Origin of the sequence: Megamonas funiformis (assembly GCF_010669225.1) — a bacterium.
In the GTDB taxonomy this organism is placed as follows: Bacteria; Bacillota; Negativicutes; order Selenomonadales; family Selenomonadaceae; genus Megamonas; species Megamonas funiformis.
In genome coordinates this window covers 1,261,773-1,280,025 of record NZ_CP048627.1, presented here as the reverse complement: position 1 = coordinate 1,280,025, position 18,253 = coordinate 1,261,773, and the positions used below count along the sequence as shown (strand labels likewise).

The 18,253-nt window shown below is 30.3% G+C and carries 17 protein-coding genes; 14 read left to right on the top strand and 3 right to left on the bottom strand.

All coding sequences use genetic code 11. From position 1 onward, the window contains the following. The first annotated feature begins 20 nt into the window (after positions 1-20). The 6 genes from mnmM (at position 21) to hfq (ending at position 4,786) form a co-directional block, all read left to right on the top strand. On the top strand, positions 21-611 hold the full coding sequence (gene mnmM / locus GXM21_RS06475) for a tRNA 5-(aminomethyl)-2-thiouridylate-methyltransferase MnmM (RefSeq protein ID WP_008537863.1): 591 nt from the start codon (positions 21-23) through the stop codon (positions 609-611). Continuing rightward, positions 608-1,060 carry an arginine repressor gene (argR, locus tag GXM21_RS06470; RefSeq protein ID WP_008537864.1) on the top strand — a complete coding sequence of 151 codons (453 nt, stop codon included), beginning with the start codon at positions 608-610 and terminating at the stop codon, positions 1,058-1,060. The genes mnmM and argR overlap by 4 nt, the downstream gene beginning before the upstream one ends. Before the next feature lie 14 nt (positions 1,061-1,074). Then, positions 1,075-2,781 (top strand): DNA repair protein RecN, encoded by a 1,707-nt coding sequence (gene recN / locus GXM21_RS06465; RefSeq protein WP_008537865.1) that lies wholly within the window; start codon positions 1,075-1,077, stop codon positions 2,779-2,781. Between the two features lie 21 nt (positions 2,782-2,802). After that, complete coding sequence (locus GXM21_RS06460; protein WP_008537866.1) at positions 2,803-3,480, top strand: metal-dependent hydrolase; 678 nt, start codon at positions 2,803-2,805, stop codon at positions 3,478-3,480. Position 3,481: 1 nt separating this feature from the next. Then, positions 3,482-4,426 (top strand): tRNA (adenosine(37)-N6)-dimethylallyltransferase MiaA, encoded by a 945-nt coding sequence (miaA, locus tag GXM21_RS06455; protein ID WP_008537867.1) that lies wholly within the window; start codon positions 3,482-3,484, stop codon positions 4,424-4,426. A gap of 102 nt (positions 4,427-4,528) precedes the next feature. Next, complete coding sequence (hfq, locus tag GXM21_RS06450; RefSeq protein ID WP_008537868.1) at positions 4,529-4,786, top strand: RNA chaperone Hfq; 258 nt, start codon at positions 4,529-4,531, stop codon at positions 4,784-4,786. A gap of 64 nt (positions 4,787-4,850) precedes the next feature. On the opposite strand, the gene GXM21_RS06445 is transcribed toward hfq, so the two are convergent. Beyond that, positions 4,851-5,729: an AraC family transcriptional regulator gene (locus GXM21_RS06445; RefSeq protein ID WP_008537869.1), complete on the bottom strand. Its 879-nt coding sequence runs from the start codon at positions 5,727-5,729 to the stop codon at positions 4,851-4,853. A 219-nt stretch (positions 5,730-5,948) separates the two neighbouring features. Here GXM21_RS06445 and GXM21_RS06440 point away from each other — a divergent pair, with 219 nt between their 5' ends. The 7 genes from GXM21_RS06440 (at position 5,949) to GXM21_RS06410 (ending at position 13,248) form a co-directional block, all read left to right on the top strand. Further along, positions 5,949-7,742: an L-fucose isomerase gene (locus tag GXM21_RS06440; RefSeq protein ID WP_008540270.1), complete on the top strand. Its 1,794-nt coding sequence runs from the start codon at positions 5,949-5,951 to the stop codon at positions 7,740-7,742. Positions 7,743-7,781: 39 nt separating this feature from the next. After that, entirely contained in the window at positions 7,782-8,465 is a 684-nt protein-coding gene (locus tag GXM21_RS06435) for a class II aldolase/adducin family protein (RefSeq protein ID WP_008540268.1), read from the top strand. Between the two features lie 243 nt (positions 8,466-8,708). Beyond that, a complete protein-coding gene (locus tag GXM21_RS06430; protein WP_008537870.1) occupies positions 8,709-10,184 on the top strand; it encodes a rhamnulokinase in 1,476 nt (491 codons plus the stop codon). Further along, on the top strand, positions 10,178-10,618 hold the full coding sequence (locus GXM21_RS06425) for an RbsD/FucU family protein (RefSeq protein WP_008537871.1): 441 nt from the start codon (positions 10,178-10,180) through the stop codon (positions 10,616-10,618). Before GXM21_RS06430 ends, GXM21_RS06425 begins: the two co-directional genes overlap by 7 nt. A gap of 46 nt (positions 10,619-10,664) precedes the next feature. Beyond that, entirely contained in the window at positions 10,665-12,008 is a 1,344-nt protein-coding gene (gene fucP, locus GXM21_RS06420; protein ID WP_008537873.1) for an L-fucose:H+ symporter permease, read from the top strand. Positions 12,009-12,039: 31 nt separating this feature from the next. Further along, positions 12,040-12,636, top strand: coding sequence for a cytidylate kinase-like family protein (locus tag GXM21_RS06415; RefSeq protein WP_008537874.1), 597 nt, complete (start codon positions 12,040-12,042; stop codon positions 12,634-12,636). 288 nt (positions 12,637-12,924) lie between these two features. Continuing rightward, positions 12,925-13,248 carry an HK97 family phage prohead protease gene (locus GXM21_RS06410; RefSeq protein ID WP_163604690.1) on the top strand — a complete coding sequence of 108 codons (324 nt, stop codon included), beginning with the start codon at positions 12,925-12,927 and terminating at the stop codon, positions 13,246-13,248. A gap of 782 nt (positions 13,249-14,030) precedes the next feature. Here the strand turns inward: GXM21_RS06410 and GXM21_RS06405 are convergent. After that, positions 14,031-14,297 (bottom strand): TIGR04076 family protein, encoded by a 267-nt coding sequence (locus GXM21_RS06405; protein ID WP_008537876.1) that lies wholly within the window; start codon positions 14,295-14,297, stop codon positions 14,031-14,033. Positions 14,298-14,952: 655 nt separating this feature from the next. On the opposite strand from GXM21_RS06405, the gene GXM21_RS06400 reads away from it, so the two are divergent. Then, the gene (locus GXM21_RS06400; protein ID WP_008537878.1) at positions 14,953-15,987 is read left to right on the top strand and encodes a tyrosine-type recombinase/integrase; all 1,035 of its coding nucleotides are present in this window, start codon (positions 14,953-14,955) and stop codon (positions 15,985-15,987) included. A 37-nt stretch (positions 15,988-16,024) separates the two neighbouring features. Here GXM21_RS06400 and GXM21_RS06395 read toward each other — a convergent pair whose 3' ends face one another. Next, positions 16,025-18,031, bottom strand: coding sequence for an Aq_aa27 family P-loop NTPase (locus GXM21_RS06395; RefSeq protein ID WP_008537880.1), 2,007 nt, complete (start codon positions 18,029-18,031; stop codon positions 16,025-16,027). Positions 18,032-18,253 lie beyond the last annotated feature (222 nt).

Genomic DNA, 18,253 nt, shown 5'->3' with positions numbered 1-18,253 from the left:
TAATAAAAGAGGAATTTTCCATGCAAAAGCTCAGTAACTCAATTCAGTTAGCACATTGCTTATTAAAAGATAGATTAAATGAAGCAAAAATAATAGTTGATGCTACAGCTGGAAATGGCAATGATACACTGTTTCTAGCTCAAAATGCCTTAAATAATGCTCAGATATATGCATTCGATATCCAAAAAGAAGCTATAGAAAATACAAAAGCTTTATTAATAAAAAATAAAGATAATATAAATTTACCACTAGAAAATATATCATTTATTCATGATTCACATGAAAATATTGATAACTATATACAGACAAAAATAGATATAGCTATCTTCAATCTGGGATATTTACCAGGTGGAGATCATAAATTCACGACAAAAGACGATACAACATTAAAGACCATAGATAAAATCTTAAACAATTTAAATATAAATGGTTATGTTGCAATTGTTATGTATCCAGGTCATGAAGAAGGCTCAAAAGAGTATCAGTCTATAAAACTATTTGTAAAGGATTTACCTAAAAAATCTTTTACAGTAGGTTGGTATAAAATGATAAATCATAATTTTAATGCTCCAGCATTATGTTGGATTGAGAAAGTTGGTGAATATGCATGAAAGCTACACGCCATGCAAGAATTAAGGAAATTATTGAACACTCCGTTATTGAAACACAAGAAGAATTAGCAAATGCTCTAAGAGAACAACATATAGTAGTAACACAAGCTACTGTTTCTCGTGATATTAAAGAGTTAATGCTAATAAAAGTTCCTACAGGCGATGGAAGATATCGTTATGCTTATCCTACAGATAAGGAATTGATGTATTCTAAAAATCGTTTATTAAATTTATTTAGAGATTCTGTAGTTGGTTTGAACTTCAGTGAAAATATCATTGTAGTAAAAACTCTTCCTGGTGCAGCTAATGCAGTAGCTTCTACTTTAGATTATGCTAAATGGCCTGAAATCATAGGTACAGTAGCAGGTGATGATAATATTTTTATAGTAGTAAAACCTATATCTGCTGTAGAAGATATAATGAAAAGATTACAGGATATGCTTAATTAATTTGGGGGATATTCATGTTAAAAACACTATCAATTTGGAATTTTGCTTTGATTGAGCATGTACAAATAGATTTGGATAAAGGTCTTAATATACTTACTGGTGAAACAGGTGCTGGTAAATCTATTTTATTAGGTGCCTTAGGTATGGTTATTGGACGAAGAACAAATATTGATGCTATTCGCAGTGGTTGTGAATTTATGCGAGTAGAAGCTGTTTTTACTTTGGATAACAATTTAGTCAAAGATTTTTTAACTAAATATAATATCTTAGTTGAAGATGATGATTTAATCATAACTAGACAGATAAATATAAATGGTAAAAATAGCGTACAGATTAATAATTGTCATACGACAATGGCTATTTTACGCCAACTAGGTGAGTTATTAGTAGATATACATGGTCAACATGCTAATCAGGCATTACTAAAACCTATAAAGCAATTATCACTTATTGATATGTATGATGGCGATGCTATTCAAAAGCAAAAAGAAGCATATTTAGAAAAATATTATCAGTGGTTACAAATAAAACAAAAATTAGCTGATAGTAAAATAAATACACAAGAAATGGCTCAACGATTAGATATGCTGAAATGGCAAATTAATGAGATTGAAAATGCTAAATTGACTTTAGATGAAGATGAAAAATTAGAATCTGAAATAAAAGTCTTAGCTAATGCAGAGAAGATATCATTATTGACACAAGATGCATATAAATTGCTTTATGAAGGTGAAAATGGTAAATTTGCTATTTTAAGTTCATTGAGTCAAGTGCGCAAGGATTTAGAAAACTTAGCTCAATATGATGAAAATATGGCTAAAGTCCATCAAATATTAGATGAAGCTTATTTCCAAATACAAGATAGTGCAGATGAAATCCGCAATTATGGTGAAAGTATAGATTATAATCCTCAAAAGTTAGATATGATGCAATCTCGATTGAATGATATCGACAAGCTAAAAAGAAAATATGGCAATACTATTGAGGAAATATTGAATTATTTAGCTAAAGCAAAAGAGGAATTGACCTATATTGAAAATTATGATGATAATCTTGCCAAACTAGAACAGGAATTATCTTTATTAGCAAAAGATGTATCCCAAGAAGCCTTAATTTTGCATGAATTACGTCAAAAAAGTGCCAAAGCTTTAGAAATGGCAATCATGAAAGAATTAGCTTCTTTATCTATGGCTGATGCGAAACTCGTCATAAATTTAACCTTGAATGATGATTTCACTGAAAATGGAGCAGATGATGTGGAAATTTTATTTTCTGCTAATTTAGGCGAAGATTTAAAATCCTTAGCTAAAATTGTTTCAGGTGGGGAATTGTCTCGTATTGCTTTAGCTTTAAAAACTATTACCGCAAAAAAAGATGATATTGATTTGATGGTATTTGATGAGGTGGATACAGGTGTTGGCGGTAAAACAGCTCAAATGATGGCTGAAAAAATTGCTCGCATTGCCCTATATAGACAAGTTATATGTATCACTCATTTACCACAGATTGCAGCGATGGCAGATGCTCATTTTTATATCAGTAAAGAGACTAAAAATAATAAAACCTTTACTACTATTGATGAAATTAATTATGATGCTAAACTCGCTGAAATTGCTAGAATGTCATCTGGCATAGATTTAACACAAGCTTCACTTGAAAATGCTGAAGAAATGTTGACTAATGCTAGAAAGCGAAAAGAATTATTACATTTTGATGAATAAATTCAGAGAAGGTGATTTTAAATGATTAAATTTAAATATTATGGACATGCTTGTTTCTTGCTTGAAACAGATAATGAAAAATTATTATTTGATCCATTTTTGACAGGAAATCCAGTAGCCAGTATTTCTGCTGATGAAGTAAAATGTGATTATATTTTATTGACTCATGCTCATGGAGACCATTATGGAGATGCTACACAGATTGCACAAAAAACAGGTGCAAAAGTTATTTCCACTCCAGAAGTTTTGACAAAATTACCAAGTGATTATGAAAATGTTCATGGTATGAATTTAGGTGGTTCTTTTACTTTCCCATTTGGTATAGTAACTATGGTTCCTGCATTGCATAGTGCAGGCGTAGAAGGTGGAATACCTTGCGGTTTTGTAATTAAATTCAATGATGATACTGTAGTTTATTTTGCTGGTGATACAGCTTTATTTAGCGATATGGCTCTTATCGGCGAAAAACAACAAATTGATTATGCTATTTTACCAATTGGCAGTAATTATACTATGGACGCTAAAGATGCAGCTAAAGCTGTTCAATTATTGAATGCAAAGCATGCTATTCCTGTTCACTATAATACATGGCCTGTTATTGCTGAAAATCCTGAAGCTTTTAAATCCTATGCAGAAAGTATTTCACATGCTAGTGTAGATATCGTGCCTGTTGGTTCATCTTTGGATTTAGTAAAATAAGATGGAAAAATTTAAATTAATCGTTATTTTAGGGCCAACTGCTGTAGGTAAAACAAATCTTAGCATAGCTTTAGCTCAAAAGTTATCCACAGAAATAATCTCTGGCGATAGTATGTTAGTATATAAGGGTTTTGATATAGGTACGGCTAAACCTACATTAGAAGAAATGAAGGGAATAGAACATCATATCATTGATATTTTAGAGCCTTGGGAAAATTTTAATGTAAGTGATTTTCATGATAAGGTTAAACCTTTAATTGAACAGATAAATAATGAAGGGAAAATTCCTATTTTAGCTGGCGGTACAGGCTTATATGTAAAATCCTTGCTTGAAGGCTATATTTTTAACGAAACTTCTGGCGATGTTGAATATAGGAAGCATTTAGAAAAACTAGCAAGCGAACACGGCAAAGAATATGTTTATAAAATGTTACAAGAAGTAGATCCACAGACGACTCAAAGATTGCATATTAATAATTTCAATCGCATTATTCGTGCTTTAGAAGTATATCATTTAGGTAAAGAGCAGATTTCACAAAAAAATCATTATGAATTGACTGGTGAATTAATTTATGATGCCTATATTGTAGGCTTGAACCGCAGTCGTCAAAATCTATATGATAGAATTAATCAACGCGTTGATATTATGATGAACTGTGGATTTGTAGATGAAGTGAAATCTCTACTACAAAATGGTGCGAAGATTGATTGGCAATCCATGAAAGGAATTGGCTATCGAGAAATCGCTAGTTATTTAAATGGAGATATTGATTTAGATACTGCTGTTTATGAAATGAAAAAAGCTACTCGTCATTTTGCTAAACGACAGTTTACATGGTATAAGAAAATGCCATATATTTCTTGGTATGATGTAGAGCAATTAAACGAAGATGAATTGTTAACTACTGTATTGAATGACTGCAAGGCACATTTTAATATCTTATAATAATTGACATATAATTTTATTATTGAGATAATAAAAGCACTATAAATAAACTAATTAAATTAGTTAAGAAAAGAATTATATTTTAATTGGAGGACCCTTAAGATGCCAAACAAAACAATAAATTTACAAGATGTTTTTTTAAATCAAGTGAGAAAAGAAAATGTAGGAGTTATTATCCATTTAACAAATGGCTTCCAATTACGTGGAAATGTAAAAGGTTTTGATAATTTCACAGTTATTTTGGATTCTGCTGGAAAACAGATGATGGTTTATAAACATGCTATTTCTACTATTAGCCCTTTACAGCCATTGAAAAATTCTTTTCAAGATAATAAAAGAACAGAAACTGTTAGCGAATAATAATGATTTTATTAAATAAAAAAGCTCTTATTAACTTTGATTATAAGGTTAATAAGAGCTTTTTCTATTTATTGGTTAATTCAAAATAAGATTTGATGTATTTATTTGGTGTTGTATTTTTGTATTTACGGAATGTTTTTATAAAGTAAGATAAATCATTAAATCCACAACTATAAGCTATATCAGTGATGGATTGGTCTTTATCACTGGTTAATTTACTGCAAGCACATTCAATTCGATAATAATTTAAATAGGCAATAGGTGTTTTATTAGTCATACTTTGGAAAAATCGGCAAAAATACTTCGGTGATAATCCAGAAGTATTAGCTAAATCTTCTAAAGTTAATGGTTGACTATATGAAGTTTCAATAAGATGAAATACCTTTTTCAATTTATGAATGTTTTTCTGATTACTACTTATAAAATTTGTAAAAGATTTCGTATAGAGATTGTGTTTTAAAACTAAACCAAAGAAATTAAATAAACAGCCAAGTACGATAAATTCATATCCACTGGATTTTGTCTTCAATGCATCAAATATAGTCCATATGGTGCGGTGAATATCGGTATATTCATTATTAAAATAACTATTGATAATTAAATGATGTTCAAAAAATTTTTGAAGAATATTTTTATCGCCTACATTTGTTTCAAATAATTTCTTATCAAATACCATACATTCATATATAGTATTTTCTAAAAAAGCTTTTCCTCCATGAACACAACCATCTGTGATAAAAATTATATCTCCGGCACTAGCTGTATATTCATTTTCATCTATAGAAATTACAATTTTTCCTTCTAATACACGAATAATCTCATATTGAATATGCCAATGATATGGCATGTTATAGCGTGGATGATGATTAGTTACATAATGATATTCTACAGGAAATGAAAAATTACCACGTTCTCTTTGTTCATTATAACTATCATGTTTCATAACTATTCTCCTAATAAATAAGATTTTATAGTACTATTATACTTATATTTCTAAAAATGTAAAGTTTCATACAATTTTTAAAAAGTGAATATTATTATATTTTTAGTGATAATATAACAAGCATTATTAATATTTAGTTGCTATAATTTAATCATCAAGTGAATAACAAACAAAAAGACATATACAAAATAAAAAAGATTTCTTAGGAGGAATTTTACAATGGCAACAAACAGATTAATTGGAGATTATCCTGTAATTGGTATCCGCCCTACAATTGACGGACGTAGAGGCGTTTTAAAAGTTAGAGAATCTTTAGAAGAACAAACTATGGGCATGGCAAAAGCTGCTGCTAAATTATTTACAGAAAACCTCAAATATTCTAACGGTGAACCTGTAAAAGTAGTTATCGCTGATACAACAATCGGTCGTGTACCTGAAGCTGCTGCTTGCGCTGAAAAATTTAAAAAAGAAGGCGTAGATATTACTTTAACAGTAACTCCTTGCTGGTGCTATGGTTCTGAAACAATGGATATGGATCCAAAAACAATCAAAGGTGTTTGGGGTTTCAATGGTACTGAACGTCCTGGCGCTGTATATCTTGCTTCCGTACTTGCAAGCCATGCACAAAAAGGTCTTCCAGCTTTCGGTATTTATGGACATGATGTTCAAAATGCAGATGCTACAGATATCCCAGAAGATGTTCAAGAAAAACTTTTAAGATTTGGTCGTGCAGCTGTAGCTGTTGCTACAATGAGAGGTAAATCCTACTTACAGATTGGTTCCATTACAATGGGTATTGCAGGCTCCATCATCAGCCCAGAATTCTTTGAAGAATACCTCGGCATGAGAGTTGAATCTGTAGACGAAGTTGAAATTATCCGTCGTATGACAGAAGGTATTTATGACCATGCAGAATTTGAAAAAGCTTTAAAATGGACTAAAGAAAACTGCAAACAAGGTTTCGATAAAAACCCAGATTTCTGCCGTAAAACTGACGCTGAAAAAGAAGAAGCTTGGGAATTTGTTGTAAAAATGATGTGTATCATTAAAGACCTTTACAATGGTAACAAAAACTTACCAGAAGGTTGCGAAGAAGAACAATTAGGTCATAATGCAATCGCTGGTGGTTTCCAAGGTCAAAGACAATGGACAGACTTCTATCCAAACTGCGACTTCCCAGAAGCAATGATGAACTCTTCCTTCGACTGGAATGGTGCAAGAGAACCATATGTACTTGCTACAGAAAATGATACATTAAACGGCGTAGGTATGCTCTTTGGTAAATTATTAACAAATACTGCACAGATCTTCGCTGACGTTAGAACATACTGGAGCCCTGAAGCAGTTAAACAGGCTACTGGTTATGAATTAGAAGGCGTTGCTAAAGAATCCAAAGGATTTATTCACTTAATCAACTCCGGTGCTGCTTGTATCGATGCTTGTGGTGAAGCAAAAGATGAAAATGGTAATGGCGTAATTAAACCATTCTGGGAAATGACTGAAAAAGACCAAAAAGCTTGCCTCGATGCAACTGAATGGTGCCCTGCTGATAATGGTTATTTCAGAGGTGGCGGATTTAGCTCCCGTTTCTTAACAAATAGCGAAATGCCTGTAACTATGGTTCGTTTAAATCTTGTAAAAGGCTTAGGTCCTGTATTACAGATTGCAGAAGGTTGGACTGTAAAATTACCAGATGAAGTATCTGATAAACTCTGGAAACGTACTGACTACACTTGGCCTTGCACTTGGTTTGCTCCACGTTTAACTGGTGAAGGTGCATTCAAATCTGCTTATGATGTAATGAATAACTGGGGTGCAAATCACGGTGCTATCAGCTATGGTCATATCGGTGCAGACCTCATTACATTATGCTCTATGCTCAGAATTCCTGTATGCATGCATAACGTTCCTGAAGATAAAATCTTCCGTCCTGCTGCTTGGAATGCTTTTGGTATGGATAAAGAAGGTCAAGACTATAGAGCTTGCAAAAACTATGGTCCTTTATATAAATAATTAGAATATAATATAGATTAATTGGAGGAGCTTATTATTATGGCTTACGAAGAAATAAAAGAACAGATATGCGATATTTGTCATAAAATGTGGCAATTAGGTTGGGTTGCTGCTAATGATGGTAATATAACAGTAAAATTAGATGATGGCACTTTCCTTGCTACACCAACAGGAATTAGCAAAAGTTTCATCACTCCTGAAAAATTAGTACGTATTAATGCAGAAGGCGAAATTTTAGAAGCTAATGAAGGATATAGACCATCTTCTGAAATCAAAATGCATTTACGTTGCTATGCTGACCGTGAAGATGTAGGTGCAGTGCTTCACGCACATCCCCCAACAGCTACTGGCTTTGCTGTAGCTCATGTACCTTTAGATAGATATGATATGATTGAAACAGTAGTAGCATTAGGTTCTATTCCTATCACCCCTTATGGAACACCTTCTACTTACGAGGTACCTGAAGCTATTGCACCTTACATTCAAGAACATGATGCTGTATTATTAGAAAATCACGGTGCATTGACTGTTGGTTCTAATTTGGTGGAAGCTTATTACAAAATGGAAACATTAGAATTATTTGCTAAAATCAACTTAAATGCTTATCTTTTAGGTGGACCAAAAGAAATTTCTCGTGAAAATATTGATAAACTCATCAACTTACGCAGCTACTATGGCGTAAAAGGTAGACACCCAGGTTATAAACATTATAAAGAAGACTAATTATTTACGAACAGCCCAATATATCATTGGGCTGTTTTTTTATTTAAATTAAAACTAAAGATATATATAATTGTTGTTTATATTTATGATTTTGTTAGTTTATTTTGTTTTATGATTTTATATAAAATTTTCAAATTATTTATTAAAAGTGAATATTGTGCTATTTTTAGTGATAATATAACAAGATTTAATACCTACGTGTTGATATAATAAGGTTAAAAGTTAACAGTGAGGAGTGAAAACATGAAAAAAGATGTTAAGGTTTTAGCCTTAGATTTTGGAGCTTCTAGTGGTAGAGCTATCATTGGTAGTTTTGATGGTGAAAAAATTTCTTTGAAAGAAATTCATCGCTTCACAAATGATCCTGTGATTTTATTAGATACTATGTACTGGGACGTATTAAGATTATTTCATGATATAAAGATTGGTTTGATTAAAGCAAAACAAGAAGGTGAAATAAAAAGCCTAGGTATAGATACATGGGGCGTGGATTTTGGTCTTTTAAATAAAGATGGCAAACTTTTAGAAAATCCTGTTCATTATAGAGATGCTAGAACAAAAGGTATGATGGAAAAAGTTTTTGCTAAATTGGATAAAGATACTGTTTATAGTATTACAGGAAATCAATTTATGGAATTAAATACTCTTTTCCAATTGATGGCATTGAAAGAAAATCAACCTGAATTATTGCAAAAAGCTGAAACTTTATTATTAATGCCGGATTTATTAAATTATTTCTTATCTAATGAAAAATGTACGGAATATACAATAGCATCCACAACTCAATTATTAGATGCTAAAAACAAAACTTGGTCTTCAGAAATTATTGAAAATTTGGATTTACCGAAAAATATATTCACTAAAATTGTTCAACCAGGAACAAAAATTGGTAAGTTAAGCAAACAAATCAGCGAAGAATTAGGAATAAATGAAATAGATGTAATTGCTGTAGCAGGACATGATACTCAATCAGCTATGGTAGCAGTACCAACTCAAGAAGATGACTTCATATTCTTATCTTGTGGTACATGGTCCTTATTAGGTACAGAATTAAAAACACCTATAATCAACGAAACTTCCGCAAGTTTGAATATTACTAATGAAGGCGGAGCAGATAATAAAACTTCCTTCTTAAAAAATATCATTGGCTTATGGCTCATTCAAGAAAGTCGTCGTCAATGGATTAGAGAAGGTAAAGAATATGGCTTCGGTGAACTCGAACAGATGGCTAGTAAAGTAGGCATGATAAATTCCTTCATTGATACAGATAGTGAAGAATTTATTCCAGCAGGTAATATTCCAAAACGAATTCAAGAATATTGCAAGCGCACAGGTCAATACGTTCCTCAAAATGAAGCAGAAATCGTTCGTTGTATCGATCAGAGCTTAGCTGTTAAATACAGATTTGCTTTAGAACAGATTGAAATGGCTACTGGCAAAAAATATGATACATTAAACATCATTGGTGGCGGTATTCAAAGTAAATTATTATGTCAATTAACAGCTGATGTTTGTGGTAGAAAAGTAGTAGCAGGCCCTGTAGAAGCTACAGTAATGGGAAATATTGCACTTCAGTTAATGGCGTTAGGTGAAATAAAAGATATTAAAGAAGCACGCAAAATAATTGCTAATTCTGAAAATGTTACTGTTTATGAACCTCAAAAAGATGAAAATTGGGACGAAATATATAAAAATGTTAAGGAGAGTCTATTATGTTAAAAAATATTCCTAAAATATTATCACCTGAATTATTAAAAGTACTTTGTGAAATGGGTCATAGCGATAGAATTGTTATCGCCGATGGAAATTTCCCAGCAGAGTCCATGGGTAAAAATGCAATAGTAATCAGATGTGATGGACATGGTGTTCCTGAATTATTAGATGCAATTTTAAAAGTTTTCCCATTAGATATTTATGTTGATAAACCTGTTAATCTCATGGAAGTAATGCCTGGTGATACAGTAGAAACTCCTATTTGGGATACTTATAAAGAAATCGTAGCTAAACATGATGAACGTGGAGCAAATGCTATCGGCAATATTGAAAGATTTGCTTTCTACGAAGAAGCTAAAACAGCTTATGCTATTATCGCTACAAGTGAAAAAGCTCTTTATGCTAATATCATGTTGCAAAAAGGTGTTGTAGTAGATTAATTATGTGATTTTTGTTCGTGTATAAATATTTAAGAGAGGTTTTATCATGGAAAATAATGCAAATACATTAAGTGAAAAAAATGTTGCAAATAATAGCAGCAGTATACCAGTAGTTCCTGCCCAATATAGAATTTATTTCTTCTTACTAGTATCTTGTTTTGCTCTTTGGGGCTTATTAAACAATATGACAGATAACTTAGTTCCTTCATTTGCTAAAATCTTTATGATTAAAGCAGTTGACTCTTCTTTAGTACAAGTTGCTTTCTATGGTGCATATGCTGTACTCGCTATGCCAGCAGCATTTATCATTAAAAAATATTCCTATCGTGTTGGTGTTTTAGTAGGTCTTGGTTTCTATATGATAGGTGCATTTGGTTATATCCCAGCTGCTATTTTGCAAAGTTATAATTTATTCTTAGTATCAATCTTTATCTTAGCTGGTGGTTTATCCGTATTAGAAACAACATGTAATCCATTCGTATTATCTTTAGGTGCACAAGAAACAAGCGTTCGCAGATTGAATTTCGCTCAAGCATTCAACCCTGTAGGTTCAATGGCTGGCTTATTCTTAGCAAAATATATTATCTTAGCAAACTTGAATCCTGCTGATTTAGATGATAGACTAGCTATGTCCCCTGCTGAACTTTCCGCTATCAGAGATACAGAACTTTTCTGGGTATGTGTTCCTTATGTTGGCTTAATCTTAATTGCATTCATCATTTGGGTTATCTTCTTTAGAAGTAAATTAAATGATAAAGATGGTCGTGTAGCAATGACTGTTCCTCAAGCATTTGGTAAATTATTACAAAATCCTCGTTATTATTGGGGCGTTATCACTCAGTTCTTCTATGTAGGTGTACAAATCGCAGTTTGGACATGGACTATTAAATATATCATGGCTACAAAAAATATCATTGAAGCTGACGCTGTTAACTACTATATTTACGCAATGGTATTATTTATCGCTTGCAGATGGCTCTGCACATATTTAATGAAATACTTTGTTCCTGCAAAAATGATGGCAATTTTCGCTTTAGGCGGTATCTTATGTTGCCTTGGTACAATTTATTTACCAACATCTGTATCTGTATATTGCTTAATTGCAATTTCTGGTTGCATGAGCTTAATGTTCCCAACAATTTATGGTATTGCTCTTCGTGGTCTTGGTGCTGAAGTAAAATTCGGTGCAGCAGGTTTAATCATGGCTATCTTAGGTGGTGCAATAATCACTCCTATCATGGGCTGGTTAGTTGACTCTAGTGCATTAAGCTTCATGGTTAGTGGTTTCTCCACAGCAGAAGCAGCTATTAGAACAGCATTCTATTTACCTGTAGTATGTTTTGCAGTTGTTTTAGGATATTCTTTAGCTTTCCGCAAAACAAATGATTAATTAATAAATAATTTTGAAAGAGGGTCTTTTTGTGAAAAATAATGTTATAGCAATCAGTCGTCAATATGGTAGTGGCGGTCGTGAACTCGCAAATATTTTAGCTGAAAAATTAGGTTATAAATTATATGATAGACAAATCGTGCATATGGCTGCTGCTCAATTAGGTATTAGTGGCATGAGTGAAAGTCAATTAAAAGAATTTGAAGATAATGTGCCACCACTTTCTCTTAAATTCATGCCATTTTACATTTTTGGTATGAGCGGTGCTAAACCAATGAACCATAAAATGTTTGAACAAGAATCTGAAATTATTCGCCGTTTAGCTAAAGATGGTAATTGCATTATTCTTGGTAGATGTGCAGATGCTGTTTTACAAGGCAATGAAAATGTATGTTCTGTGTTTGTTTGTGCAAATGATGAATATCGTGAAGAACGCGGTAGAACAGTATATGATGGAAAATCTGTTATTGAATTAAATCAAGAAGATGCTAAAAGAGCTGAGTATTATGCTTATTATACAGGCAAAGAATGGGGAAATCCTAAAAATTATGATTTAAGTGTTAATACTAGCCATAAATCCCTTGAAGATATTGCAGATGTAATTATTGAATATATCAATAAAAAATAAATCCCTCAATAAAGAAAAAAAGATAGACAGAAGATTTTCTGTCTATCTTTTTTTATTTAGATAAAAAATAAAGCTTCTACAAAAGCGGTCAGTAGAAGCAAGTATTTTAGGGATTAATGTAGTTTGTTACTATTATATTTTTATATTTATCTAGTTTAATTATATAGGGATAAATATTATTTTGTCAATATATAATTAAGTTAGATGAGAATATTTTTTATTAATAATGAATTGTCAATCCAAGTGCGACAATTCTACTTGCTAGGGCAAGTAATAATTACATTAACTATGAATACTAATGATAAAGGTCTTAGAATTAGTCTTGATATTATTGGTACTAACAATGGTACAGATGTATATAAACTTATTAAACGTGGTGATGTAAACAAGATGAGTTTTGCTTTTACTGTAAAAAGTGAGCGAACTGAAGTTGATAAAGAAAATAAGATTTATACACGTACAATAACTGCTTTTGATAAAATTTATGATGTGGCGGTTATAGATTTTCCAGCATATGACGGAACATCTATACAGGCACGAAGTAAAGAATATTTTGTGGACCTAGAAAAAGATTTACAAAAAAGCAAAGAAGAAAAAGATTATTGCTTATGACGTATTTATAAAAGGGTTTTGTGTTTTATATTGCAAAAATCACAAGATATGCTATACTAAATATAGAAACAGTGAAGTTCATTATAATGCACAAAACCCTTAGGAAGTGGTAGTTCCTAAGGGTTTTTACATTATTACGCTAATGCTGGAGCGTTAGGATAGTTACTCAAAAAAGTGCTTATCTATCCATTTGTAAATGAAATAAGAGATTACATTTACCATAATAAGCACAACAATATCAGTGAAGTTCATTATATGCACCTCCTCTCTGTTACCAGATTGGAGTTGAGTAACGAAAATAGTATAACATAAATTTATTAGTTAAGCACCTAAGAAGGTGCTTTTTTGTACCCATTTTTAAGATATTTAGAAAGGAAAATACAACGAATAAACGATTAGAAGAAATTTTACAAAGAAAAGAAGAAATTCGTTCTTTATTAGCTGATGAAACAAATAAAAATTTAAATTTTGATGAACTTGAAAAAGCAGTTAGAGACTTAACGAAGAAGAAAAAGAAATCTCTACAACTACTAGTGAATGGGTAAGAGCTAGAAATACAGGATTCCTAGCTCTTATAGATAGTGCTAATAATAAAATTCTTGATGAAATTGAAAAATCTATAAAAAAATAACTTATTACTACAAAGTAATAAGTTATGCGGTGCCATTTTAGTGTCATATAAGTGCCATAAAAAATATATTAATACATTAATAAAAAATAATCAATTTATATAATGTGTGTAATATTAAGCATTTTTATTTAATGAAAATAAAATATATAAATTAAATATCTTCCTTCTCTATTCTAAAGACGTTTATGGTATCTACGTCTGGGCAACAAAATACAGCTGTGCCTTTTGGTTGATTAGGTATAGAACCACCATATCTTAAGATATCAATATAAGGAAATGCTACATGCATCGCCATAGGGCATAATTCGCCACGTTGTGTATCAAAATCAAAACTATCACCTATCTTATGACCGCGATGACAACCGCAAGGTCCTTTTCTATCGATTAATGTTATTTTTATTTTAGGGCGTTTTGCCATAATAATCACCTCATAAATATTTTATCATATTTGTTTATTATATAAAATATTACCTCTATTTTTATATAGGTATATCCTATATAATACATAAATTTATTATATATTTAAAATCAATAATAATTAAATTTTAATAACTGTTATTTAAACATCATTTTTATGTTTTAGATAAATATATTAATTAAATAATTATTATTAATAAGTTAAAAATAAAATATACAGAAAATTAAATATATTATTAACGGATTTTATTTGTTATTATTTACTAATTATATAAATTGATGATATAATTAAATTAACTTCCTATTTCATAAAAAATAGGAAGTTGATTTAAAGGAAAAGCTTATTTTTGAAAAAATAAATTTATCATATATAAAAATTTTATTTAAAATCGATTTTAAGAGGTTTTATTTTATTTTACATGGATTTATATTAAAACGAAAAATAAAACGCTCAAAACTGCTATAATTATAATAAATAATTTTTATAAATATTTAAAATTAATAAATTATAAATATAAAATAGATAACTATATAAAGATAATAATTTATATATAATAAAAATTATTTTAAATCAATATTCATTATTATTTATATTAAATAGGTAAATTAATATATAATAGATAATTTTGTTTTATTTTAAAATAGGAGTGAGATTTTTGGCAAATTTAATAAAAATAGATGACAATGATTTTTTAGTAAAAGATTATTTACGACAAGAAGAGATAAATGAAAATACTTTATTATTGAATTATAAAACTTTATTGAAACGATATCTTTCTCAAGGTGAACCATCAGAAGACACTTTAAGAAGTTATTGTTCTGCTATTGATAGTTATATAAAATGGTGTTTGACAAATAAAGTGCATCCATTAAAGATAACAGAATATCAATTTATGTACTATCGAGATTTTTTAATAAAAATGAATATGAAAAAAGGTAGTATTAAGGTAAAGCTAAATGCGATAAAACAATTCTATAATATTGCTGTAAAATTAAAATTAATAGAAAATAGCCCTGCTAAAGATGTAGGTGTAAAAATACATGAAGCAAGTGAAATCTCTCCTATGAAATTTCTTACATTAGAACAACTACGAGATTTATTAAATATTATACCTGATTACGATGAAAAACATATTGAATATTTAAGAGATAAAATCATCATTATGCTTATGGCATTAGAAGGATTGAGAACAGTGGAAGTTCATCGCATGTCTGTTAATGATATAAATTGGGAGATGAAGACAATATATATTCATGGTAAAGGGCATAATGATTTTATTTATCCTCGTGATGATGTTTTATTTCTATTACAAGCATATTTAAAAATACGACCATTTGATTTTGCCTTTATTGATGAATTTGGAGAGCCAGTATTTACAACTTTGACTAATCAAGTGAAAGGAAAAAGAATGGATAGACGAGGTATTCGCTATAATGTAGATAAATGGCTGACTAAAGCAGGATTAAAAAAAGAAGGTATAAGCTGTCATATGCTCCGCCATACATGTGGTACTTTACTTTATAAAGATACAAAAGATTTACAAATAGTAAAGCAAGTTTTACGTCATAGCAATGTTAATATAACTAGTAAATATGCTCACATCTATAATAAAATGGATAAACGTTATACTACTGGCATTAATTTAAATGAAAACATAACTACTGAAGATAAAAAAAAGGCACACAAATAAATGTGTGCTTTTTTATTTTTATTAATTTGTTATTAATTTATCTACCAAATAATTTATTTAAAAGACCTTGTTCTTTGAATTCTGTGCTAAAGAATTTAGTTGCACTATCCAATCGCATGATCACTTTATCGCCGACCACATCTGCTTCCAATTCAGGTGGAAGTGATTCAGCAATGCGCATAGGAGTCATCTTACCTACAGAAGATAAACTTTTATCTTCAAAGATTAATTGATTATTTTTCTTATTAACTTCAAAGAAATCACGATTTAAGCGATACTGTCTTTGGAAGAATTTAATCATGATTTCATTTACAGCCCTACTATCAAAATAATCTTTCATAGTAAGTGGTCGCATATAACTAGGAACATCTAAACCACATTCTTTAAAGATAGATATTATTACTTCAGAGCTTATATTATATAAATCTATGCTACTAGAGCCTAAATCATTGATTTGGCTTAAATATAAATTAATATGAGGAATGATTTTTGCCAGATATGCACTATAAAAATTGTTTCTCATCTTTTGAATTAATTCAGAGCATGGACTTTTTTGTTGACGTGTAAATTCGTTGTTCCAGCTAGCGTTTACATGGAAAACGACCATACGTTTAGTAAGCTCATTTTTTAAGCTATTTAAATCTTTATTAGCTGTGAGTAAAATAGCTGAATAATAATTTAAATTTTCTGGTTTAGTTTCGCGAATGATGCGTTCTTCTTGTTTAATGATATTTCCACTGTTATTAGTAAATTGAGTTTGAGTGATATCATCAATTAATATAGGTAAACCTTTTATATCACAGAGAAGTGAATCAATGCGTGTCTTCGTGAAGTTATTTTGACCAAAAGCCTTATACAAAGCAGAATCAGTCATCATTTTCATTAATAAAGAAGCATAGATTGTTTTTCCTGCATTTGACTGACCACATAATAAAGCTACTATCGGATATGTAAATACTTCATCAGTTACAGTAGCTTCTCTAATTGTAGTACGCACACGTGCTAAAAATGGAGATAAAAAGCACCATGACATCAATTTAAAATACTCAAATTTTAAAGGTTCAATATTTTTAGCTGGTACTGCAGTATTAAATCCTTCCATATATTGTAAATAAGTTTCAGCATCACGTTTTACATCACCACGATAAGGACGGAAATTAAATTCACGTTCATTATAAAAAGCACGATTGCGTTCTGGTTCAATAACTAATTGTGGCATAAATTTTTCAAATTTAGCACGGCGAACTTGAATATTTTCTAATGTTTTGCGCTTAATAGTATCTATCTTATCGTTTGTGATTTTAGCCTGTCCTTTGCGGTCTGCCTTAGGAATATCTACAAAATCCTTCGCTAAACGCTCGATATCTGAGATATATTCTGCTGTTTTTACGATAGTTGTCTTGCTAACTGCTGGATAGACATGTTCGCTATCTTGTTTAGCTTTATGCAAAATAGGTAAATTTTCGAGCATTTGAGTATCTTCATACGTTATTTCCCATGCATTTTCATTTACTATTTCGCTATTATTCTGTTTAAAATCATTATATATGTTCATATAATAATTAAAAGCATTTTCATCATCAAAATAAACTAAAGCTTGATTGCGATCACTATTAGTTGGTAATTGGTCAAGATTATTACTGCCTAAAATTACTCTAGTCGCTCCTGTCTGTGTATTTTTCAAGCAAAATAATTTTTCAGGATATAATGGCGCATCTGCCAAATATATATTTAAATTGCCTTGAGCATATTTTTCTTTAAAATTAGTATAATGTTCTGTTTTATATAATTCCTGCAAAGTATTTCTTTGCATAGCGAATGTATTTTCTAAAGTAGATGGTACAAGTGCAAGATTGCCAAAAATAATCTCTACTTTGGTGAATAATTCTAAAAGATTAGCTAAGAAATCTATATTAGTAGCTATATTTATAGTATATAATTCATTAAATCCTTCAAATAAATCCAAATATGATATGTTTTCTGGTGCACAAAATTGAGCTTTTACAACATTTACAGTATGTTGTTTAGTCTTACGGTGTGCCATAAAAAAATTCCTCCTAAAAATTTAACATAAAAATAATCCATTATAAATGAGTCCAAATTAGAAATAAATCCTTATATTTCAAGGCTTTATAAAAACTAATTTTTATTGTATCATAAGCAACTACAAATTTCAAAGTGTAGTAAATAAGATACTTTTTAGTTTTATTTTTTGCAATTAATTGAGAAATATTCTCTAAAACACTTGAAAATACATTTCAATACA